This is a genomic window from Xanthobacter lutulentifluminis (genome assembly GCF_043194675.2).
Taxonomy (GTDB): domain Bacteria; phylum Pseudomonadota; class Alphaproteobacteria; order Rhizobiales; family Xanthobacteraceae; genus Xanthobacter.
The window spans coordinates 206,722-228,735 of record NZ_CM195525.1; the positions used below are offsets into that span (position 1 = coordinate 206,722).

Sequence of the window (22,014 nt, forward strand, 5' to 3'; positions counted from 1 at the left end):
CGGCTTCGTGATCACGGGCCGGGTAGAACGGGGCCGCGCGCACGGCCCCGCTCCAGATTTACCGGAGATAGGGCACGCGGGCGAGCCGTTCGAGCGCGCGATCGAGGGTTTCGTCGCGCTTGGCGAAGCAGAAGCGCACCACGGAACGCACGGCGTCCTCGGCATAGAAGGCCGAGACCGGAATGGTGGCGACGCCGTGCTCGCGCACCAGCTCCAGGCAGAAGGCCTCGTCGTCCGGCGCGCCCGCCAGCGCCGACAGGTCGATGGAGAGGAAATAGGTGCCGCGCGAGGGCAACACCCGGAAGCCCAGCTCCGACAGGCCGCGCGCCAAACGGTCGCGGGAGCGCTGCAGGTCCGCGCGCATGCCGGTGAAATAGCCCTCGTCCTTGCCGAGGCCGTAGGCCACCGCCGCCTGCAGGTTGGGCGGGGTGGTGAAGGTGAGGAACTGGTGCGCCTTGGAGAGCACCTTCATGAGGTGCGGGGCGGCGAACACCAGCCCCACCTTCCACCCCGTCATGCCGAAGATCTTGCCGGCGGAGGAGATCTTCACCGTGCGCTCGCGCATGCCCGGCAGCCCCATCAGCGGCGCGAAGGCGAGGCCGTCGAAGATCACGTGCTCCCACACCTCGTCGCACACGGCATAGGTGTCGAACGCCACGCAGAACTCGGCGAGCAGCGCCATCTCCTCGCGCGAGTGCACCACGCCGGTGGGGTTCTGCGGGTTGTTGAACAGCACCAGCTTGGTGCGCGCAGAGAACACGGCGGCGAGCTTCTCGCGGGTGATGCTCCAGGCGGGCGGCTCCAGGCGCACCAGCCGCGGGATGCCCCCGGCCCGCAGCACCAGCGGCAGGTAGGCGTCGTACAGCGGCTGGAACAGCACCACCTCGTCGCCCGGCTCGATCAGCGCGAACAGCGCGCCGGCCAGCGCCTCGGTGGCGCCGGAGGTCACCATGACCTCGGCGTCGGGATCGAGCTCCAGCCCCTGCCAGTGGCGATAGTGCTCGGCAGCGGCGCGTCTGAGCTCCGGCAGGCCCATCATGGGCGGATACTGGTTCCAGCCGTCCACCACCGCGCGGGCGGCGGTCTCGCGCACGTCGAGCGGACCGGGGTCGTCCGGGAAGCCCTGGCCCAGGTTCACCGCGTCATGGGTGCGGGCGAGCTGCGACATCACCTCGAAGATGGTGGTGGGCAGGTCCGCATAGATCGGATTGAGGCGGCGGGCGGGGGCGCGGGAGACGGCGGTCGTGGAGCTCATGGCGGTCACGCGGGCTGGAACGGATGGCGCCGTTTAGACCCTCCCGGCGCCGGGCGGAACCCCGCCGCGGCGCGCATCGGCCCCGCGCGGGGATGTTAGGCGGTGATGGGGGGGATGGCTCAGCCGGCGCCCAGCGGCGCGAGGGCCGCCACCAGCGCCTCCGGCGTCACCTGCGCCATCGGCATCAGCACCTTGGCGGCCTCGGTGCGGCGGCCGGGGCGCATCACCAGCACCACCGTCTCGGCGCCGCCGCAGGCCGGGTCGCCGCAGGAGATTTCCGAGACGGAGACGGTGGCGTCCGCATCCAAAGCGAGCGTGTCGCGCACCAGGTCCGCCAGCACGCGGGCAGCGTCGCGCTCGGGTCCCGCCTCGCCGCGGCGGCGCATGAACAGCCTCATCGAGGTCTCCTCGGCTCGCCCGCCGGGGCGCGGGCGGCCCCCTGAGTGGACCCGCCCCGCGGCAGGAGCATGGCGGCGCTCACGCCTCGTCCTCGTCGGCGCCGGTCCCCAGCCCGAACAGGCGGCGCACCCGGGTGATGGAGCGGCGCAGCCGGCCTGCCTCCAGCCGCAGCACCGCCCAGGCGACGCGTCCGTCCACCACCTCGCGCACCTCGATCACCGCATGGCCGTATGTGATGCGCATGCCGCGGGCGGGGTGGTCGTCGGAACGGTCGGCGAAGGCGTCGGCGATGGTCAGGCCGCATTCCACCTCCGGCACGGCGAGGCCGTAGAAGCTGGCGAGATCGCCGAGCCGCACCTCGCCCACGAACGGGAAGGCGGCGCTGTCGTCCAGCGGCGTCACCTCCTGCGGGCGGAACAGGCGGTCGAGCTGGTGCACCCGCTTGGGCGGCGCCAGCACATAGCCGAAATCCCCCGGCTTCAGCACGCCCGCGGCCTCCGGCGTCAGGGTCTGGCCGCCGCGCACCACCATCATCAGCCGCGCCCAGGGCGGCAGCATGTCGTGGCCGAGGGCGGGGGTGCCCTCCACCACCGGATAGGCCACCAGCTCCACTTCCGTCTGGCCCGGCAGGTCGATCTCGAAGCGCCGCACGCCGGGGTCGGGATCGGACAGCGCCACGTCGAACCGCCGCGCCGCCGCCGCCATGGTCCAGCCGTGGAGGATGAGCGACACCAGCACCACCGTGAAGGCGACGTTGAAATACACCTCCGCCTGCGGCAGGTGCGCCAGCATGGGGATGGTGGCAAGGAAGATGGACACCGCCCCGCGCAGCCCGGCCCAGGAGATGAAGAGCTTCTCCTTGGTGGAGAAGCGGAACGGCGCGAGGCACAGGAACACCGCCGCCGGCCGTCCCACCGCGATCAGAAACGCCGCCACCCCCAGCGCCGGCAGGGCGTAGTGCAGGATCTTCTCCGGCGAGACCAGAAGGCCCAGCATCACGAACATGACGATCTGGCAGAGCCAGGTGATGGTATCGAGGAACGAGGTGATGGAGGCGATGGCCCGCACCGGCCGGTTGCCGAGCACGAGGCCGGCCAGATAGACGGCGAGGAAGCCGGAGCCGTGCAGCAGCGAGGTGACGGCGAACAGCAGCACCGCCACGCCCACCACCATCACCGGATGCAGGCCGCCGGGCAGGTCCACCCGGTTCAGCAGCGCCACCAGCGCATAGCCGCCGGCGACGCCCATGGCCGCGCCGATCACCATCTCCCGCACCACCCCGAACGCCGCCGCAAGGCCGGGGTCGGGGGTGCTGGTGGTCAGGATCTCCACCAGCAGCACGGTCAGGAACACGGCGGCGGGATCGTTGGTGGCGGATTCGATCTCGATCACCGATCCCACCCGGCGGCCGAGGTGCAGCCCCTGCGCGCGCACCAGGAACAGCACGGCGGCGGCATCGGTGGAGGCGATGATGGCGCCCACCAGCAGGCCCTCCACCGGCCCGAGCCCCAGGAGCGGCGCCGCCACCAGCGCCACCAGCGCGGCGGTCAGCACCACGCCCACCGTGGACAGCCCGACCGCCGGGATGATGGCGCCGCGCATGCTGGCGACCCGCATCCTCAGGCCGCCATCGAACAGGATGACCGCGAGCGCCGCCGAGCCCACCATGTAGGTGGCCCAGTAGTCGTCGAACTGGATGCCGCCCGGCCCCGCCTGCCCCGCGGCCATGCCGATGACGAGGAAGACGAGCAGGATGGGCGCACCGAAACGGGCCGCGAGCAGGCTGGAGAGGGTGCCGACCACGAGCAGCGCCGCCACCACCAGAAGCACAACGTTGGAAACGAAAACCGACCCCATCGCACACCGGGCTCACGCCCGCCCTTTTCCCGCCCGCTCCGCAGAGTAGCTTCTCCGGGGTTCAGCGCGTAAGCTCCGCATCGTCGCGGCGCACATTTGCGGCACGTCTGCGGCACGTCCGCGCGCGCGATCGGACCGTTCCGGGGGCGGAAAGGGTCGAGGAGTATGTCGTTGACCGGCACGCCGGAGGCGTACCTCGTGATGACGATGGTACGCACCGGAGGGGCTCTGGTGCTCGAGAGTGAAACCGTCTGTTTCGATCGGGAATTCGCCATGGACCTGGCGCGCGAGGACTGCGCCGGCGGGGAAGACTGCCAGATGTGCGCATGGTCGGGCGTCTATCCGCTGGATGCGGAAGGGCGCTGCATCACCGGCGCGCCGATCTTCTGGGCCGGCTCGCTCACCGCTGCGCCGCGGTCTGGCTGCCCCGTCTCCTGCGCCCCGGCGCGGCAGGACCGCCCCGCCACGATGGCCTGACGACGCGATCGCCCCGGTGCCGCAGCACCGGCGTCCGGGCTCAGCGCCCGCTGCCGCGCCCGGTCACGAACGACACCGCGGCGAACGGCGAATCGAACTCCACCACCCGCACCCGCCGGCTGCCGCACAGGTCGCAGCGCAGCCGGGGCGTGTCCTCGCCCGGGCCGGGCAGAAGCGTGCGGGGAGCCGGCGCCTGCCGGTCGGAGAGAAGGGAGCGGCGGCCGCACCGGCCGCATTCAGCGCAGATCATGGCCGGAACGGGCCTCACGAACACGGCCCATTGATGGCGCGCCGGCGCTAGAGCAGCGCCTTGGCGTGAAAGAACACCCGCAACTGGTGCTCGGCATAGGCCGCATCCTCCGGCCGCCCGGCCTCGGCGGCGCCGATGAGGGCGCGGAAGGCAGCGCTCATCTCGTCGCCGCTCTCGCCCTCGGCGAAGCGCTGGAGCAGCAGACGCCCGCAATCCGACAGGGTGGCGAGACGGGTGCCGTCATGCAGCCAGATGGCGCAGGGCAGGTCGATCTCCCAGAACCGGGCCATGATGCTCCCTTTCAGCCAGGGCGCCGCGCGCGGGGCGGCAGCAGCGGACGACACCGCGCCGGCACGTTCGGGTCCATCGCCATCATCCGTCTCCTGTACGTGCCGGGCCGCGGCGCGCTGCCTTCACCGCGCCGCAGCCGGCTTCCTGATCGCAACGCCTGCCTCAACGGCATGTTCCCGCCGCCGGGCCCCACCGGCTTTCGCAAAGCCACGCGCCGGCCCCGGCAAGGCGTTGCCGGCCGTGCGGGATCGCAAAGTGGAAGCGAAGGCGGGCGCGCGGGGCGCGATGGGCGGCCGCTCAGCGGCGCGCCAGCACCGTCACGGCGAACCATCCGGCGGGATCGGTCCACAGTTCCTGCATCTCCCAGCCGGCCGCGCGCGAGAGGGCGAGGAACGCGGCCGGGGTGAACTTGCAGGAATTCTCGGTGTGGATGGTCTCCCCTGCGGCAAAGCGGAAGCTGTGGCCGGCGACACGCACCGTCTGCGCCACGCGGCTTTCCAGATGCATCTCGATGCGGCTCTGGGCGGCATTGAAGAAGGCGTGGTGGCGGAACCGCGAGAGGTCGAAATCGCCGCCGAGCTCGCGGTTGATGCGCGCCAGGAGGTTCAGATTGAAGGCGGCGGTGACGCCCTGCGCGTCATCGTAGGCCGCTTCAAGCACGTCCAGCGGCTTCACCATGTCGAACCCGACCACGAAGGCCGCCCCCTGCCCCAGCACCTGCGCCGCGTGGGCGAGGAAGTGGCCGGCGGCCTCGGGGGTGAAATTGCCGATGGTGGAGCCGGGGAAGAAGCCGACGCGCCGGCCTCCGGCCGCGAGCGGCGGCAGCACCAGCGGACGGGTGAAGTCGGCCTCCACCGGCACCAGCGCGAGGCCGGGATAATCCGCCGCCAGCCGGCCCGCCGCGGCGCGCATGTGGGGCCCGGAAATGTCGATGGGCATGTAGGCGGCGGGCGCCTCCATGGCGTCGAGCAGCAGGCGCACCTTCACGCTCGATCCGGCGCCGAACTCGACCAGGCTCGCGCCCGGCCCGGCCAGCGCGCCGATGGCCGGGGCGCGGGCGGCGAGCACCTGCAGCTCGGTGCGGGTCGGGTAGTATTCCGGCAGCTCGCAGATGCGGTCGAACAGGCGGGAGCCTTCGTCGTCATAGAAATACTTCGGCGACAGCGCCTTGCGCGGCGCGCCGAGGCCGGCGAGCACATCGGCGCGGAAGCCCTCGGCCGGATCGGACGCGGGACGGGCGGGCGTATGGATCGTCATTGCGCATCCTCGGCAAGGCGCAGGCCGGCGAAGGCCCACCGCTGGTGGGGATAGAAGAAGTTGCGGTAGGTGGCGCGCACGTGCCCCTCGGGCGTCGCGCAGCAGCCGCCGCGCAGCACCATCTGGGAGGACATGAACTTGCCGTTGTACTCGCCGAGCGCGCCGGGCGCGGCGCGGTAGCCGGGATAGGGCGCGTAGGGGCTGGCGGTCCATTCCCAGACGTCGCCGAACATCTGCGTCAGCCCCTCCCCCGCCGGCGCGGGCAGCGGGCGCAGGGCGCCGCTCTCGAGGAAGGTGCCGGAGACGGGCACCGTCTGCGCCGCCACCTCCCATTCCGCTTCCGTCGGCAGGCGGCGCCCGGCCCAGCGGGCATAGGCATCGGCCTCGAAGAAGCTGACGTGGACCACCGGCGCGGCAAGGTCGAGCGGGCACAGGCCGGCAAGGCTCATGGCCTGCCAGCCGTCCGCCCCGCGCTCCCAATAAAGCGGCGCCTCATACTCTCCGGCGCGCACCCGCGCCCAGCCGTCGGCCAGCCACAGCTCGGGACGGCTGTAGCCGCCATCCTCCATGAAGGCGAGCCACTCGGCGTTGGTCACCGCCCGGGAGGCGAGGCGGAACGGGCGCAGCAGCACCTGGTGGCGCGGCCCTTCGTTGTCGTAGGCGAAGCCGGCGCCGTCGTGCCCGATCTCGAAGATGCCGCCGGGAAAGTCGATGAAGGCGAGCGGCGCCGCCGTCTCCGGCCGCGGCGGCTCGGCCGGCCGGTAGGCCGGGTGCAGCGGGCTCTGCGCGAACAGGTTCAGGATGTCCATCAGGATCAGCTCCTGATGCTGCTGCTCGTGCTGGATGCCGATCTCCACCAGCGGCGCCACGCTCTCCCGCAGCGGCGGGGCGGCGGCGGCCAGCAGCCGGGCCATGGCATCGGTGACGTGGTGGCGATAGGCCGTCACCTCCGCCACGGTGGGCCGGCTGAGCAGCCCGCGCGCGGCCCGCGGATGCCGGGCGCCCGCGGCCTCGTAATAGGAATTGAACAGGTAACCGAACTGGGGATGGGCCGGCACGTAGCCCGCCAGATGCGGGATCAGGATGAAGGTCTCGAAGAACCAGGAAACGTGGGCGAGGTGCCACTTGGTGGGGCTGCAATCCGGCATGGACTGCACGGTCTGGTCCTCGGGGTGGAGATCGCGCGTCAGCGTCTCGGACAGGCCGCGGGTGCCGAGGAACCGCGCGAGCAGCCGGTCCGCGCCGGCTTCCGCAATGCCCGGCGCGGGAGCCGGTCGGGAGAAGGGAACGTTCATGGGGCCTCGCTCACGGCGCAACCGTCCGCAAGGCGTAAACGCCCGCAGCCGCGCGATGGTTCTCCCCGGCTTGTTCGTATGAGCGGGCCGATCCGTTTCATCGCCGCGAACACGTCTTCGCGAGGATGGCCCCGCAGCCCCGCATCAGCCCGCCGCGAGGCCCACCACGGCGGTGATGGAGCGTAGCGAGGCGCTGCCCGGCCGCCATGCCGCCAGCGTGCGCACCCGCGCATCGGCGGACGGCAGGGGCCGGGTCTCGATCTCGCCCGCCGCGCGCCAGCGCTCGACCGCCGCCTCCGGCAGCAGGGTGCGCCCGAGCCCCGCGGCGACGCAGCCGATGATGCCGTCCAGCGTGCCCAGCTCCAGCACCGGCAGGTCGCCGAGGAACGCCTGGCTGCGGGCGCGGTAGCAGCAGCCCTCGCGGAACACCACGGCGGCGCCGTCCGCCGCGCCGCCGGGAGGCAGCACCTCCACCAGTTGCTCGGTCCACAGGGGCGCGCTGTCGAGGCTGTCGTCCGCCGCCTCCTCGGCGAGGAAGGCGAGGTCGAGGGCGCCGCTGCGCAGGCCGGCCGCCAGCTCGCCGCTGGTGCCGGTGCGCACGGTGAGCCGCAGCGGCGCGAGCTCGGCGCGGATGCGCTTCAGCAGCGGCGGAAGGCGGAAGGCGGCGGTGGTCTCCATGGTGCCGAGCCGCAGCGGCGGGAGCGCCTGGGCCGAGGCCCGCAGCCGCTCCTCGGCCTCGCGGGCGAGGCCGGCGATGCGCGCGCCATAATCGAGCGCGAGGCTGCCGGCAGCGGTGGGCACCATCCGCCCCGCCACCCGCGCCACCAGCTTCTGGCCGATCCGGTCCTCCAGCTTGCGCAACCGGGCGGTGACATTGGACTGCACGCACCCCAGCCGCTCGGCGGCGCGGGTGACGCTGCCGGTCTCGGCCACCGCCGCGAGGAACTGGAAGTCGCGCACATCCATCATCATAAGTGAACGATATTATCTCAATGTTTCAATTTCAATGATCGTGCATCCGGCCATAATGCGGGCCATCCGCTGACGGGAGGACGAGACATGACCCACCAGACCACGGCGACCACCGCCCATGCTGCGCCCGTCGCTCCCTCGCCCGTCGCTCCCTGGCCCGACCGGCGGGTGATCGACCTGTTCGGCATCACCCATCCCATCCTGCTCGGGCCCATGGTGGGGGCCGGCCCGCCGGCGCTGGCGATCGCGGTGGGACAGGCCGGCGGCCTCGCCTCCCTGCCCGGCGCGCAATACAGCGCCGCCGATTTCGTGCCCGTGGTGGAGGCGGTGCGCGCCGGCCTGCCGGATCGGCCGCTCAATCTCAACTTCTTCTGCCACACGCCGCCGGCGGCGGACCCGGTACGGGCGATGCGCTGGCGCGCGCGGCTCGCGCCCTATTATGTCGAGCTCGGCCTCGACCCGCAGGAGACGCCGCCGGCGAGCGGACGCACCCCGTTCGATGCCGATGCGTGCGCGCTGGTGGAGCGCTTCCGGCCGGAGGTGGTGAGCTTTCATTTCGGCCTGCCGGAGACGTCGCTGCTGGAGCGGGTGAAGGCCACCGGCGCCAAGGTCATCTCCTCGGCCACCACGGTGGCGGAGGCGCGCTGGCTGGAGGAGCGCGGCTGCGACGCCATCATCGCCCAGGGGCTGGAGGCGGGCGGCCACCGCGGCACCTTCCTGAGCGCCGATGTCCTCGCCGACATGAGCCGGCAGGTGGGCACCTTCGCCCTGCTGCCGCAGGTGGTGGACGCGGTGCGGGTGCCGGTGATCGCCGCCGGCGGCATCGCCGACGCCCGCGGCATCGTCGCGGCGCTGGCGCTGGGCGCGGCGGCGGTGCAGATCGGCACCGCCTACCTGTTCAGCCCGGAGGCGCGCATTCCCGCCGTCCACCGTGCCGCGCTGGAGACGGCGACGGACGAGGCCACCGCCCTCACCAACCTGTTCACCGGCCGGCCCGCGCGCGGCATCATGAACCGGGTGATGCGGGAGGTTGGTCCGCTCGCCCCGGAGGCGCCGGCCTTCCCCACCTCCGGCGGTGCCCTCGCCCCGCTGCGCGCCAAGGCGGAGGCGGACGGGCGCGGCGACTTCACCAACCTCTGGTCCGGCCAGGCCGCCGCCCTCGCCCCCCGCCTGCCCGCGGCGGAGCTGACGCGCACCCTCGCCGCCGAAGCCCTCGCCCGCCTCGGCCGCTGAGGCGTTCGGGCGTCCACCCGCAGATGGGCGGGCGCGTCCCGACGTGAACGCACGGCGGCCCGCGGACCACGCGCAGGTACGGGCAGGAGATGGCTTCCATGCCTCTGGCCCTGACGCGGGATGGATGCGGGGCATCAGGCGCCCGCCTCCAGCGCCGAGGGCCGATGCCCCCCGGTCCCGGCGTGCGGTTCGCGCGCAGGCCCCAGAACGCTGGCGCCGCAGCGCGCAGGCCGCCGTCACGCGGCGCGCCCGCCCGGCCCCGAACTGGCCCGGCGACGCCAGCCCGTCCCGCTCCGCGCCTGAGCTGCACCACCGCCCCCGCTCCGCGGAAGCCATCCGCCCGCGCGGGCGGGCCCGTACCGGTCTCGACCGGGGCCCGGCGACGCCATCGGCCGACCGGGATCGGCCGACCGGGATCGGAACCTGCCGGCGACGCCGGCATCAGCTCCGCCGGGGCGGCACTCCCGGCGCCGCGCCAAGCGCCACCGCATCGTCAACGCCGGTCGCCCGTCCCGGTCCCACCCCCAAGGCGGCATCAGCGGTACCGGCCGCACGGATGCGATCCGCCGTCGCTCCGCAAGGCCAAACCCGGATTCGAGACCTGCCGGCGACGCCAGTGCCCCGGCCCGCAAACGGCACCAGTCCCCGGCCGCGCGGATGCGATCCCCCCGCGCGTGGCGGGCCCGTTCCCACCCCGAGCGTGGCCCGGCGGCTCGCGGCTGGGTCCGGGTCTCACGCCTGCCGGCCCGGCGGGGCGACGGCGGCTCCCGCGGCGCTTCCCCAGCGGCACCCATCCAGTCCCTGCAAGCGCCGCCGCAAAATCGACGCCGGCGGCGCCTAAGCGTCCGGTTCGGCTTGCCGCGCGGATGTCTCTGCCGCTACGAGAAGCGCGGCGGGCGACACATCCAGACGGGCCGGGAGAGAAGAAGGTGAGCAACGCCTTCCTGAAGGACGCGTTCGTATATCTCCTGGCCGCGGGCATCCTCGTTCCCCTGTTCCATCGCGCGCGCATCGGCGCGGTGGTGGGCTTCATCGCCGCCGGCGCCCTCATCGGGCCGCACGGGCTGGGGCGCCTCGCCGAGAGCGTGCCGGCCATCCGCTTCATCACCATCTCCAGCCCGGAGCGCACCGCGCCATTCGGCGAGCTCGGCGTGGTGTTCCTCTTGTTCCTGCTCGGCCTCGAATTCTCGGCGCCCCGGCTGTGGAAGCTGCGGCGGGAGGTGTTCGGCGTGGGCAGCCTGCAGGTGCTTCTGTGCGGCGTGCCGCTCGCGGTGGGCATCGCCGTGCTGGGCGGGCCGAAGGCGGGCGTGGGGCTGGTGCTGGGCATCGCCCTCGCCCTCTCCTCCACCGCGCTGGTGAGCCAGCTGCTGATCGACCAGCACCGCTCCCTCGCCCCGCTGGGGCAGCTGGTGATCGCAGTGCTGCTGTTCCAGGACCTGATGGTGGTGCCCATCCTGCTCGCGGCCGAGCTGGTGAGCGGCGGCACCACCGACGTGCTGACGCTCGCGGCCGTCGCCCTCGCCAAGGCGGCGGGCGCGGTGGCGCTGATCCTGGTGGCCGGACGGTTCGTGCTGGCGCCGCTGGTGGCGGCGGCCGCCTCCACCCGCTCGCGCGAGCTCATCATGGCCATCACGCTGGTGGTGGTGGTGGGCTCGGCCGGCGTGACGCGCGCCGCCGGCCTGTCCGCCGCGCTGGGCGCCTTCCTCGCCGGCATGGCGCTGTCGGAGACCGCCTACCGCCACCAGATCGAGGTGGATCTCGAGCCGTTCAAGGGCCTGCTGGTGGGGGTGTTCTTCGTCACGGTGGGCATGGGCATCGATTTCGCCGCGGTGCTGCCCGCCCTGCACATCGTGATGGCGGGTGTCGTCGGCGTGCTGGCGGTGAAGGCGCTGTTCACCTACATCGCCGCGCGCCTCATCCGCGTCGCCCCGCCGGCGGCGGCGGAAGCGGCCCTGCTGCTGGCGCAGACCGGCGAGTTCGCTTTCGTCGTGCTCGGCCTGCTCACCGCCAACGGCGCCCTCGGCGCGCGCGAGGCGGGGGTGCTGGTGGCGGTGGTCAGCCTCAGCCTGGTGGCGACGCCCTTCCTCGCCCGCTTCGCCGCCCGGCTCGGCCGCGAGATGGACGCGCGGATGCACGACGCCCTCGCCCCCGACGTTCCGGGCGCGAGCGAGCATGTGATCATCGGCGGCTTCGGCCGGGTCGGCCGCACCATCGCCGATGCGCTGGACGAGGAGGGCGTGCCCTTTGTGGCGGTGGACGCCGATCCGCGCCGCGTCGCGCAGGCCCGGGCGGCGGGCCACCCGGTCTATCTCGGCGATGCCGGCCGCCCGGAGATCCTGGAGCGGCTGGGGGCGGAGAAGGCCCGCGCCTTCGTGGTGACGCTCGACGCCCCCAATGCCGCCGAGCGCATGGTGCGCTCCGTGCGCCAGCACTGGGCCGCCGCCCCCGTGATCGCCCGCGCCCGCGATGCCGAGCACGCGCGGCGGCTCGCCAACATGGGGGTGCAGGGCGTCATTCCGGAGGCGATGGAGGCGAGCCTGCAGCTGGCCGGCCATTTGCTCGCCTCGCTCGGCCTGCCGGACGACGTGGTGGCCGCCCGCACGGAGGCGACGCGCGCCCGCATCCGTGCCGCCATCGAGCGGCAGGCGGCAGGGGAGGGAAGCTGAGGGCATGAGGGACGGAAAGCTGCGCCGCCGCGCGTTCGACATTCTGGAGCGGGACCTGCCGGGCGACCGGGCGGCGGATGTCGTCCATTATCTCCTCATCGGCACGGTGCTGCTGTCGGTGCTGGGCGCGGTGCTCGCCACGGTGCCCTCGCTGGCGCTGCGCGACACCTGGTGGTTCGCGTGGGGCGAGTTCCTCGCCCTCGTCATCTTCACCGTGGAATACGTGGTGCGCCTGTGGGTGGCGCCGGAGCATCCGCTCAGGCGGCGCATGTCGCCGCTCAAGGCGCGCCTGCGCTACGCCGTGACGGTGCCGGCGCTGATCGATCTCGCCGCCATCCTGCCCTGGGCGGTGGCGATGGTGAGCACCAGCGAGCTCCATGCCATGCTGGTGCTGCGGCTGCTGCGCTTCCTGAAGCTGGCGCGCTATTCCTCCGGCTTCAACGCGCTGTACCTCGCCATCCGGCGCGAGCGCTATGCGCTGCTGTCGTGCCTGATCATCCTGTGGGCGGGCGTGCTGTTCGCAGCCACCGCCATGTATCTGGTCGAGCGGGACGTGCAGCCGGAGAAGTTCGGCTCCATCCCGCAGGCCATGTGGTGGGCCATCACCACCCTCACCACCGTGGGCTATGGCGACGTGGTGCCCATCTCCACCGTCGGCCGGATGATCGGCGCCCTCACCATGGTGTCGGGGCTGATGATGCTGGCGCTGCCCATCGCCATCATCGCCAGCTCGTTCTCGGAGGTGATCTCCAAGCACAATTTCGTCGTCACCTTCTCCATGATCTCGCGGCTGCCGCCGTTCGCCGACCTGGAGGCGCCGGTGCTGGGCGACATCCTGCCGCTTCTGAACTCGCGCAGCTTCGACCGGGGCCACCACGTGGTGCGGCGGGGCGACGAGGCCGCGCACCTGTTCGTCGTGCTGGAGGGGCGGGCGGAGATGGAGACGGAGACCGGGATCCGCGCGCTCGGGCCCGGCGACGTGTTCGGCCTGCTGCCGGGCCATGCCAAGGCGAGCAACGTGCCGGTGCGCGCGGTGGCCAAGTGCAAGATCCTCGCGATCGAGGAGAACGAGCTGCACATGCTGGCGCTGCGCCATCCCGCCGTCATGGGCCGCCTCGCCGACGCCGCCCGCGACCGGCCGGAGGAGTAACGCGCGGGCGGCGCACGGAGCCGGCGCAGGCGCCATCCGTGCCGTGATGCGGCGGGCAGGCCCCTCGCCGGACCATCAGTCGCCGCAGCATCTGCCGCCCGGTGCCGCCGGGCACAGGCGCACGAAGAAGAGCCGAACGCAGAAGAGCCGAACGAAAAAGGGCCGCCCGGAGGCGGCCCTTTGGCTTTGGGGAAGAACCGGGCCCGGACGGCGCCTCGCGACGCCAGCCCGAGGCGTCAGCCTCAGGCCGCGAGGGCCTTGGAGAGGTTCTCGGAGATCTTGTCGAGGAAGCCGGTGGTGGACAGCCACTTCTGGTCGGCGCCGACCAGCAGGGCGAGGTCCTTGGTCATGTAGCCCTCTTCCACCGTGTCCACGCACACCTTCTCGAGGGTGGCGGCGAACTTGGCCAGCTCCGCGTTGCCATCGAGCTTGGCGCGGTGGGAGAGGCCACGGGTCCAGGCGAAGATGGAGGCGATGGAGTTGGTGGAGGTCTCCTTGCCCTTCTGGTGCTCGCGATAGTGGCGCGTCACGGTGCCGTGGGCGGCCTCGGCCTCCACGGTCTGGCCGTCCGGCGTCATCAGCACGGAGGTCATCAGGCCGAGCGAGCCGAAGCCCTGGGCCACGATGTCGGACTGCACGTCGCCGTCGTAGTTCTTGCAGGCCCACACGTAGCCGCCGGACCACTTGAGCGCCGAGGCGACCATGTCGTCGATCAGGCGGTGCTCGTAGGTGAGGCCGCGCTTGTCGAACTCTTCCTTGAACTCGGCCTCGTAGACTTCCTGGAAGATGTCCTTGAAGCGGCCGTCATAGGCCTTCAGGATCGTGTTCTTCGTGGAGAGATAGACCGGATAGTTGCGCAGCAGGCCGTAGTTCAGCGAGGCGCGGGCGAATTCGCGGATCGACTCGTCGAGGTTGTACATGGACAGCGCGACGCCGGCGCCCGGGAACTTGTACACTTCCTTCTCGATCTTGGTGCCGTCCTCACCCACGAAGGTGACGGTCAGCGTGCCCTTGCCGGGAACCTTGAAGTCGGTGGCGCGATACTGGTCGCCGAAGGCGTGACGGCCGACGACGATGGGCTGGGTCCAGCCCGGCACCAGGCGCGGCACGTTCTGGCAGATGATGGGCTCGCGGAAGATCACGCCGCCGAGGATGTTGCGGATGGTGCCGTTCGGCGACTTCCACATCTCCTTGAGGTTGAACTCCTTCACGCGCGCCTCGTCCGGCGTGATGGTGGCGCACTTCACGCCCACGCCGTGCTTCTTGATGGCGTTGGCCGCGTCGACGGTCACCTGGTCGTTGGTGGCGTCGCGGTTCTCGACGGAGAGATCGTAATACTCGAGGTCGATGTCGAGGTACGGGTGGATCAGCTTGTCCTTGATGTACTGCCAGATGATCCGGGTCATCTCGTCGCCGTCGAGCTCGACGACCGGGTTCGCCACCTTGATCTTCGCCATGGGTCGACCTTTCGCTCTTGCTTCCAGAGCATTGGAGAAACTGGCGGAGGACCGGTGGAGCGGGGCACGCCGACGATCCTCGACGCAGCCGCTATAGCACCGGCACAGCCCGCCGCAAAAGCCGCAACCTTCGTCGCACGCGTGAGATAATTTCCCACCGCGAGCCGGCTCTCGACTTCGCCGGCCCCGCCGTGCGACAGAGCCCGCAAACGGGAGAGATCATGCCGGGTTCGGGTACCGACAGCACCAAGCCGTGGATGGAGGGCGGGCCCCTCGTCATCCTGGTGGAGCCCCAGCTTGGGGAGAACATCGGCTCGGCGGCGCGGGCCATGGGCAATTTCGGCCTCTCGCGCCTGCGGATCGTCAATCCGCGCGAGGGCTGGCCGAACGAGAAGGCCCGCGTGTTCAGCGCCGGCGCCGACCGCATCCTGGGAGAGGCTGAGCTGTTTCCCGATCTGCGGTCCGCTTTGGCCGGCGTCAACTACGCCTTCGCCGCCACCGCGCGCGAGCGCGGCATGGCCAAGCCCGTGCTGGGCGCGGACGGCGCGGCGGGCGATGCCCTCGCCCGTCTCGCGGCGGGCGAGGAGGTGGCGCTCGTGTTCGGCCGCGAGCGCACCGGCCTCTATACGGAGGAGGTGTCCCTGTGCGACGCCATCCTCACCCTGCCGGTCAACCCGGCCTTCGCCTCGCTGAACCTCGCCACCTGCGTGGCGGTGGCCTCGTATGAATGGTCGAAGGCGGCGAGCGGCGGCGCCCTGCCCTTCGCCCCGCCCGACCGCTCGCCTCTGGCCGACAAGGGCGACCTGTTCGCCTTCTTCGATCACCTGGAAGGGGCGCTGGAGACGGCCGGCTTCTTCCGCTCGCCGGAAAAGGCGCCCTCCACCATCCGCAACCTGCGCAACATCTTCCACCGGCTGGGCCTGACCCGGCAGGATCTCGCCACCCTGCACGGCGCGGTGACCGCCCTGGAGGAAGGCCGCGCCGGCCGCGAGGCCCGCAAGGTCGAGAACAACGCCCGCGCCGCCGCCCGCAAGAGCGAGAAGGAGACCGCGCGCGCTCCCCGCGCGGCCGACGACGGCGAGGCCTGACGGCGTTCGCCTCAAGGTCGGGAAGGACTGGCTGGGAAAGGACAGGCTGGGAAGGACTGGCTGGGAAGGCCGGCTAGGAAAGACTGGCCGGGGAAGGCCGGCTAGGAAGGTGGCCCGCGGGCGCTGTCGCCCCCGGCAGGATGCACCAATCGCCCCGCTCCTGCGTCGGCGGGCAAGGAAGCAGCCGCCGGCCGGCGCATCCTCCCGCGCCGGGCGGATGGCGACAGCGAGCGCTGAGGGTGGGCATTCGCGGGAGGGGAACGGCACGGTCGGCGTCCGCCGCATCATCCGGCGCCCCCGGGTGGGGCAGTTCGGGCGCAAGGCGGGCGGCCCCCGGCGCCACGCGGATGGCGGGCGCGATCGGATCGAATGCGGCCATCTCCGCCCTGCTCTCCCCGCGCCTGACCGCGCGGCCGGCATCGCCGGACACGGATTTGATGCGAACAGGCGCCGAACGTCGCCGATCCTGCCGAAGTTCATGAACTCCGGCCCCGTGCCGCCCGCCCGCTCAACCGCCCCATGCGTCCGGCGCATGCTGGATTATTTTCGTTTACAATCAATATGTTGTATGGATTTATCGGACGCTCCCCGCCCATTTCGTCCACAGGCACCGCCGGGCCGGCGCTTTTTTTCCCCCCTGCCCTTTCCATCCCCGCCGGGGGTTGCTACATACGCCTCGTCAACGGCCGCTTCGCCGGCTCAACGTTGGCTCGGACGCGGGGTGGAGCAGCCCGGTAGCTCGTCAGGCTCATAACCTGAAGGTCGCAGGTTCAAATCCTGCCCCCGCAACCAAAAATTCCCTTGAAAATCAGCACGTTCGTACAGGTCGCCGCAAGGCGGCCCTTTTGGCGTTTGGGGCCAAGTCACCACCATGTTGCCCCCGGCGGTACGTCTGCGCGCGGGGGCGGCACTCACTCTCCCGTCTGGGGTGAAAAGTGAGCCTCTCCACATCGCGCGGCAGTCTCGCAGGAACAGGATACCGCCGATGCGGTGGTAGGCAGACCGCCTCGACGAGCGCAAAGAGAAGGCTGCGGAAAGAGCTGCGCTTCTGCGCCGCAACCTGGATTTTCCAGGCAGAGCCATGACGGAACGGCCACCGCATACAGATGTCATCCAGTTGTGACACGCGATCATCACGTTCTCGCAGAGCCAACCGATTGGCGAACGCCGGATTTACCGCGAGCAAACTGCTCATCCAACCAGTCGAAGACGCGGCGATTGAGGAGCGAGCGGTTCTGCATCTCGCAATGCCCGTCCGCGCCCTCGGCGGCGGTGAAGTGGACGAGGGTCTTGGGGCAGCTGAGCGCATCGAAGAAAGCGCCGGCACCGGCGGCCAGCCCATCATTCTCCGCCTGGGTGATCAGCGTGGGGCATTGGATCAGCTCGGCCCGGCCCTTCATGGTGAAGGGCTCGGCGGCGGCGAAGAAGGCGCGCAGATTGTCCACGCCATGCACCCAGAAGCCGCGCTGGACCACCTTCCAATGGAGCGTGCGGTCCTTGCGGATGACCGCGTCCAGACGTTCGATCACCGCCTGTTCCAGCGTGCCGAGATCGGCCGCCGCCTCGGGGGCGACGCCGAACTTGTCCACCACCACCTTGCGGAATCCATCGGCGATGCTCCAGGTGCCCGGATCGGCGATGAGGGCGGCGAGGCGCGGCTCACCGGAGGCGCCACGGGGCGCCAGATGCCCGCCGAGGCTCCAGCCATAGAGCGCGATGCGCTCGGGATCCACCAGCGGCGAGGTCAGCGCGAAGTCCACCACCGCGGTGATCACCACTTCCCAGTCGGGCCGCAAAGGGATGCCCTGCTCATAGAGTATCGCGCCCTGCCCGGGACCGTCGAACAGCAGCGCATGATAGCCCCGCCGCGAGGCCGCCACCGCGGAGGCGAAATAGGTGTCGGTGATGGTGGCGTCGTAGCCGTTGTTGAGGATGACGAGCGGCCGCGTCTCGGCCTCGAAGCCGTGCGCCGGAATGAAATAGCCCGGCATGGGCGTCTCGCCGAACGGGATGCTCAGGGGCGTCAGCGGATGAGGGCCGAGCGCCAGTCCCTTGTCGAAAGCCTCCACCTGCTTGCGAAACGCGGCCAGGAGGCGCGGGTCCACGGGGGCGCCGAAGAGGGGGTGGAAGGAGGCGGCGTAGAACACGCTTGCCCGCAGGTAGGAGTCGCGGGCGCTCGCCTCATGGCCCTTGGCGAGGGCTGCATCGCCCTGCCCCTTCAGCCGGTCGCCGGCGGCGACGAAGGCATCATGGAAGGCGCTGTCATCGCCGTCCCCCACGGCGTCCGCCACCGCTCTCACCTCGCCGAAATCGGCGCCGCCATAGGGGATGTAAGCCAGCGGCCAGGTGCCGAAGTCCTCATGGAACGCGTTCTTGAACAGCATGGTCGCTATCCTCTCCGCAGGACTATCGCATCGGCCGCAGGTCGATGCGCGGGGTACCGAGATCAAGATGACGCGCTGGCCGCGCCTCAGCATTCGCTGCCGCCCGCCGTGGTCGCGGCCCGCGCCGCGGGAGCTTCCGGGAGCGAGAGGCGGAGCACGGCGAAGGCGGCAAGACAGACCATCAGCACGGCGGCTGTGATGGCGAATCCGCCGGCCGCCGTCAGCCCGAGCAGCGTGGTCGCCCCCGCGGCGAGGATCGGCCCCAGCGCGGTGCCGATGTCCCCGGCAGCCCGGTTGGTGCCGGTGACCGCACCGGTCTGCTCGGGCAGGATGCCCTCCAGCGCCACGGTAGCCGCCGCCGTCACCAGCGCGCTGGTGCCGATCATGACGGAGGCCGTGCCCGCCCACAGCGCCCATTGCACCGGCGCGAGCCACATGAGCACCACGCCGGCCAGCGTCAGCGCGCTCGCGGCGAGCACCGTCCGGCTGGCGCTCCAGCGGTCGATGAGGCGCGCGTTCAGCGGCAGGAACACGAGGTTGAGGGCGGTGCCCGCGCCGATGATCAGGCCATAATGCTGCGGCGAAAGGGCGAGCATGGTGCTCGCCACCGCAGGGACCACCACCCAGGATATGGTGATGCGGGCGAGGAAGCCCGCGAAGGTCATCACCGTGCCGCTGGCGAGCCCCGGCGTGAGGCGGAGCGGGCCCACCGCCTTCTTCGCCATGGCGGCGGCCTTGGGCATCAGCAGCGAGATGGGCAAGGCGACGATGCCGAGCAGCGCCTCCACCATGAACGGCGCGCGCGGCCCGAACGCGCCGACCACGTAGCCGCCCACCACAGGCCCCGCGGAGTAGGAGAGCAGCAGCGCGCCCTGGAACAGGGTCTGCGCGGTGCCGCGCCCGGCCGGCCCGTAGATGTTGATGAGGGCGGTCATGGCCGCGGTGGAGAAGATGGCGATGCCCGCGCCCTGCACCACGACGGAGACCACGAGCATGCCGTAGCCGAGCTCTGGCACCCCCAGAAGCGCGCCCGCGATCACGATGCCGAGGCCGATCACCGAGGAGAGGCGGGCGCCGACGCGATCGATGGCGAATCCGGCGGGCACCTCCACCAGGATGCGGGCGAAGGCGAAGGCGGAGATGAGCGCGCCGTGCGCCACCGCCGGCAGGCCCACCGTCAAAGCGGGGATCGCCGGGATCAGCATGCCGATGCCGAGCGTGGCGGCAAAGGCGGCGATGATGATGGCGAAGACCGCCGTGCGGCTTTCCGGGGGGATCATGTGCGCCCTCCACCTTGATGCGAGATGCGAGTCCGGCGGCAATGGGCGCACCATCGGCGGCGCGCCCATCGTGGGTGGCTCAGCCCTTCACGAAGGCGAGCAGGTCGGCGTTGAGGACATCGGCGTTGATGGTCAGCAGTCCGTGGCCGTAGCCCGGATAGGTCTTCAAAGTGCCGTTCTTCAGCAAAGGGGCCGAGAGGCGGGCGCTGTCGTCGATCGGGACGATCTGGTCGTCCTCGCCATGCAGCACGAGGGTGGGGACGGTGATCGCCTTCAGGTCCTCGGTCTGGTCGGTCTCCGAGAAGGCCTTGATACCGTCGTAATGGGCCTTGGCGGAGCCCATCATGCCCTGGCGCCACCAGTTGTTGATCACGCCCTGGTCGATCTTCGCGCCCGGACGGTTGAAGCCATAAAAGGGCCCGGTCGGGACATCGAGGAAGAACTGCGCCCGGTTGTCGGCGAGCGCCTTGCGGAAGCCGTCGAACACCTCGATCGGCAGGCAGCCGGGATTGTTCGGCGTCTTCACCATCAGCGGGGGAACCGCGCTCACCAGCACCGCCTTGGCCACCCGGCCCTGCGGCTTGCCGTGCCGCGCGACATAGCGGGCGACCTCGCCACCGCCGGTCGAATGGCCGATATGGACGGCATTGCGCAGATCGAGATGCTGGACGACCGCCGCGGCGTCGGCCGCATAATGATCCATGTCGTGGCCATTCCAGACCTGGCTTGAGCGGCCGTGACCGCGCCGGTCATGGGCGATGACGCGATAGCCCTTGGACAGGAAGAACAGCATCTGCGCGTCCCAGTCGTCGGACGACAGCGGCCAGCCGTGATGGAACATGATCGGCTGGGCATCCTTCGGACCCCAGTCCTTGAAGAAGATTTCGGCGCCGTCCGTGGTGATGACCGTGCTCATGATGCGGAACTCCTCGGTGTGGCCGGGGCGTCGTCCCCGGTTGCTCGTTCGATGGAGAGACACTAGTGGCCGGCGGTTCGCTTTCGGATTGGCGTGATGGACAGATTTCAGGCCATAAGTGACAAATGACGAAACCGACACCCTTGGCGCCCCCCTTGGCGGAGATCGCCGTCCTGCTCTATCCCGGCGCGCAGCTCGGCGCGGCGCATGGACTGACGGACCTTTTCTCGGTCGCCAACCTGATGGTGAAGCGCCGTCTCGGCGACGGCGCGCCGCGCCTCCGCGTCAGCCATTGGCGCGGCCGGGAAAACGGCGAGGGCGCCGAACGCGTCTTCGACAGCGATCCGGGCGCCGCGGGCGAACCGGATTTCGTCATCATGCCGCCAGCCGTCATCGCCCCGATCACCGCCGACGAGGCGGCGCCTCTGGCGATCTGGCTGAAAGAGCGCCATGCCCGCGGCGCGACGCTCGCCTCGGTCTGCGCCGGCGCATTCCTGCTCGGCGAGACCGGGCTGCTGGAGGGCCGCCCCGCCACCACTCACTGGTTCTACGCTAACGACTTCGCGGAACGGTTTCCCGAAGCCCGCATGGACGTCGACAAGCTCGTCATCGACGATGGCGACCTCATCACAGCGGGCGGCCTCATGGCCTGGACGGACCTCGGGCTCAAGCTCGTGGACCGGCTTCTCGGACCGACCGCGATGCTTGAGACCGCGCGCTTCCTGCTCATCGACCCGCCGGGCCGCGAGCAGCGCTATTACAGCGTGTTCTCGCCGAAGCTGCGCCACGGCGACGAGGCGGTTCTGAAGGTCCAGCACTGGCTCCAGGCCACCTGTGCCCGCGATGCGACCCTCGACGCCATGGCGCGCAAGGCGGGACTTGAGCCGCGCACCTTCCTGCGCCGCTTCCACAAGGCGACGGGGCTGAAGCCGACCGAATATTGCCAGCATCTGCGCGTCGGCAAGGCGCGCGAGATGCTGGAGACCACCACGCGCCCCGTCGAGCAGGTCGCGTGGGATGTCGGCTACGAGGATCCGGGCGCGTTCCGGAAGGTCTTCGTCAAGGTGACGGGGCTTGGTCCGCGCGAGTACCGCCAGCGTTTCGGGATCGCGGCCATGCGCGAGGGCGCGCCGCCTGAGGACGCGGGAAGTCCGGAAGCTGCCGACCGATAGAGCACGCCCGCTGCGCGTACCGGCCTGAAGGATGAATGCCCGGTTCGAGACGAAATTACAGGGCGCGCCGGTAATGCATGGCGACGGCGCCGCTGCGGAGCGGCGTGGCCGAGATCAATTCAAGCCGTCGCGTGCGGGGAAGCCCGCTCTGGTAGAGGGTCGGGCCGTGGCCGGCGATTCTGGGGTGGACGAGGAGAATGTACTCGTCGATCAGATCCAGCCGGTCCAGCTCGGTCGCGAGCTTGCCGCTACCCAGAAGCACGCCGGCCGGGGTTGCGTCCTTGAGCTTCTGGACGCCCGTGCGCAGGTCGCCGGCGATGTGGTGGCTGTTGGTCCACGGGAAGGCATTTCGCGTCGACGACACCACGTATTTCGGCTTGGCCTCCAGCTTGACCGCCCACTCGCGTATCGCCGCAGGCGCATCGCCGCCGCTGCGGGCGACTGCCGGCCAATAGCTCTCCATCATCTCGTAGGTGACGCGACCCCACAGCATCGCTCCGGCCTCGTCCATAAGACGGGTGAAGAAAGCGTGCGTCTCGTCGTCGGCAATGCCCTCCTGGTGGTCGACGCAGCCGTCCAGGGTGATGTTGATGCTGAAGGTCAATAGTCCCATGC

At 70.9% G+C, this 22,014-nt stretch carries 19 protein-coding genes and 1 tRNA gene; 7 read left to right on the forward strand and 13 right to left on the reverse strand.

The window, feature by feature from the left end; translation table 11 throughout:
• Nucleotides 1-58: 58 nt before the first annotated feature.
• The 3 genes from V5F49_RS00965 to V5F49_RS00975 all read right to left on the reverse strand — a co-directional run bounded on the left by V5F49_RS00965 (nucleotide 59) and on the right by V5F49_RS00975 (nucleotide 3,511).
• Nucleotides 59-1,255 carry an aminotransferase gene (locus V5F49_RS00965; RefSeq protein ID WP_394116393.1) on the reverse strand — a complete coding sequence of 399 codons (1,197 nt, stop codon included), beginning with the start codon at nucleotides 1,253-1,255 and terminating at the stop codon, nucleotides 59-61.
• Nucleotides 1,256-1,374: 119 nt separating this feature from the next.
• The gene (locus V5F49_RS00970) at nucleotides 1,375-1,653 is read right to left on the reverse strand and encodes a hypothetical protein (RefSeq protein WP_394116392.1); all 279 of its coding nucleotides are present in this window, start codon (nucleotides 1,651-1,653) and stop codon (nucleotides 1,375-1,377) included.
• Nucleotides 1,654-1,732: 79 nt separating this feature from the next.
• On the reverse strand, nucleotides 1,733-3,511 hold the full coding sequence (locus V5F49_RS00975; RefSeq protein WP_394116391.1) for a potassium/proton antiporter: 1,779 nt from the start codon (nucleotides 3,509-3,511) through the stop codon (nucleotides 1,733-1,735).
• 171 nt (nucleotides 3,512-3,682) lie between these two features.
• Here V5F49_RS00975 and V5F49_RS00980 point away from each other — a divergent pair, with 171 nt between their 5' ends.
• Nucleotides 3,683-3,988: a hypothetical protein gene (locus V5F49_RS00980; RefSeq protein ID WP_394116390.1), complete on the forward strand. Its 306-nt coding sequence runs from the start codon at nucleotides 3,683-3,685 to the stop codon at nucleotides 3,986-3,988.
• A 40-nt stretch (nucleotides 3,989-4,028) separates the two neighbouring features.
• Here V5F49_RS00980 and V5F49_RS00985 read toward each other — a convergent pair whose 3' ends face one another.
• The 5 genes from V5F49_RS00985 to V5F49_RS01005 form a co-directional block, all read right to left on the reverse strand.
• Nucleotides 4,029-4,238 (reverse strand): hypothetical protein, encoded by a 210-nt coding sequence (locus tag V5F49_RS00985; protein ID WP_394116389.1) that lies wholly within the window; start codon nucleotides 4,236-4,238, stop codon nucleotides 4,029-4,031.
• A gap of 47 nt (nucleotides 4,239-4,285) precedes the next feature.
• Nucleotides 4,286-4,528, reverse strand: coding sequence for a hypothetical protein (locus tag V5F49_RS00990; protein ID WP_394116388.1), 243 nt, complete (start codon nucleotides 4,526-4,528; stop codon nucleotides 4,286-4,288).
• Between the two features lie 298 nt (nucleotides 4,529-4,826).
• A complete protein-coding gene (egtD, locus tag V5F49_RS00995; RefSeq protein ID WP_394116387.1) occupies nucleotides 4,827-5,786 on the reverse strand; it encodes an L-histidine N(alpha)-methyltransferase in 960 nt (319 codons plus the stop codon).
• Nucleotides 5,783-7,081: an ergothioneine biosynthesis protein EgtB gene (gene egtB / locus V5F49_RS01000; RefSeq protein ID WP_394116386.1), complete on the reverse strand. Its 1,299-nt coding sequence runs from the start codon at nucleotides 7,079-7,081 to the stop codon at nucleotides 5,783-5,785. Before egtB ends, egtD begins: the two co-directional genes overlap by 4 nt.
• A 144-nt stretch (nucleotides 7,082-7,225) precedes the next feature.
• Nucleotides 7,226-8,053, reverse strand: coding sequence for a LysR family transcriptional regulator (locus V5F49_RS01005; RefSeq protein WP_394116385.1), 828 nt, complete (start codon nucleotides 8,051-8,053; stop codon nucleotides 7,226-7,228).
• A gap of 87 nt (nucleotides 8,054-8,140) precedes the next feature.
• Between V5F49_RS01005 and V5F49_RS01010 the strand changes: the two genes are divergently transcribed.
• The 3 genes from V5F49_RS01010 to V5F49_RS01020 all read left to right on the forward strand — a co-directional run bounded on the left by V5F49_RS01010 (nucleotide 8,141) and on the right by V5F49_RS01020 (nucleotide 13,102).
• Complete coding sequence (locus V5F49_RS01010; RefSeq protein ID WP_394116384.1) at nucleotides 8,141-9,286, forward strand: NAD(P)H-dependent flavin oxidoreductase; 1,146 nt, start codon at nucleotides 8,141-8,143, stop codon at nucleotides 9,284-9,286.
• A 929-nt stretch (nucleotides 9,287-10,215) separates the two neighbouring features.
• A complete protein-coding gene (locus tag V5F49_RS01015; RefSeq protein ID WP_394116383.1) occupies nucleotides 10,216-11,952 on the forward strand; it encodes a cation:proton antiporter domain-containing protein in 1,737 nt (578 codons plus the stop codon).
• A gap of 4 nt (nucleotides 11,953-11,956) precedes the next feature.
• On the forward strand, nucleotides 11,957-13,102 hold the full coding sequence (locus tag V5F49_RS01020; protein WP_394116382.1) for a cyclic nucleotide-gated ion channel: 1,146 nt from the start codon (nucleotides 11,957-11,959) through the stop codon (nucleotides 13,100-13,102).
• 242 nt (nucleotides 13,103-13,344) lie between these two features.
• Here the strand turns inward: V5F49_RS01020 and V5F49_RS01025 are convergent, their stop codons facing one another.
• Nucleotides 13,345-14,559: an NADP-dependent isocitrate dehydrogenase gene (locus V5F49_RS01025; protein WP_394116381.1), complete on the reverse strand. Its 1,215-nt coding sequence runs from the start codon at nucleotides 14,557-14,559 to the stop codon at nucleotides 13,345-13,347.
• 221 nt (nucleotides 14,560-14,780) lie between these two features.
• Here V5F49_RS01025 and V5F49_RS01030 point away from each other — a divergent pair, with 221 nt between their 5' ends.
• Together V5F49_RS01030 and V5F49_RS01035 are read left to right on the forward strand one after the other, a co-directional pair.
• Entirely contained in the window at nucleotides 14,781-15,647 is an 867-nt protein-coding gene (locus tag V5F49_RS01030) for an RNA methyltransferase (protein ID WP_394116380.1), read from the forward strand.
• Between the two features lie 715 nt (nucleotides 15,648-16,362).
• Nucleotides 16,363-16,439: transfer RNA gene (locus V5F49_RS01035), tRNA-Met, on the forward strand.
• 341 nt (nucleotides 16,440-16,780) lie between these two features.
• On the opposite strand, the gene V5F49_RS01040 is transcribed toward V5F49_RS01035, so the two are convergent.
• The 3 genes from V5F49_RS01040 to V5F49_RS01050 all read right to left on the reverse strand — a co-directional run bounded on the left by V5F49_RS01040 (nucleotide 16,781) and on the right by V5F49_RS01050 (nucleotide 20,227).
• On the reverse strand, nucleotides 16,781-18,031 hold the full coding sequence (locus V5F49_RS01040) for an alpha/beta hydrolase family protein (RefSeq protein ID WP_394116379.1): 1,251 nt from the start codon (nucleotides 18,029-18,031) through the stop codon (nucleotides 16,781-16,783).
• Nucleotides 18,032-18,117: 86 nt separating this feature from the next.
• On the reverse strand, nucleotides 18,118-19,311 hold the full coding sequence (locus V5F49_RS01045; RefSeq protein WP_394116378.1) for an MFS transporter: 1,194 nt from the start codon (nucleotides 19,309-19,311) through the stop codon (nucleotides 18,118-18,120).
• A 79-nt stretch (nucleotides 19,312-19,390) separates the two neighbouring features.
• Nucleotides 19,391-20,227: an alpha/beta fold hydrolase gene (locus V5F49_RS01050; RefSeq protein WP_394116377.1), complete on the reverse strand. Its 837-nt coding sequence runs from the start codon at nucleotides 20,225-20,227 to the stop codon at nucleotides 19,391-19,393.
• A gap of 125 nt (nucleotides 20,228-20,352) precedes the next feature.
• Here V5F49_RS01050 and V5F49_RS01055 point away from each other — a divergent pair, with 125 nt between their 5' ends.
• On the forward strand, nucleotides 20,353-21,399 hold the full coding sequence (locus V5F49_RS01055; protein WP_394116376.1) for a GlxA family transcriptional regulator: 1,047 nt from the start codon (nucleotides 20,353-20,355) through the stop codon (nucleotides 21,397-21,399).
• A 55-nt stretch (nucleotides 21,400-21,454) separates the two neighbouring features.
• On the opposite strand, the gene V5F49_RS01060 is transcribed toward V5F49_RS01055, so the two are convergent.
• On the reverse strand, nucleotides 21,455-22,012 hold the full coding sequence (locus tag V5F49_RS01060) for a dihydrofolate reductase family protein (protein WP_394116375.1): 558 nt from the start codon (nucleotides 22,010-22,012) through the stop codon (nucleotides 21,455-21,457).
• Nucleotides 22,013-22,014: the final 2 nt, after the last annotated feature.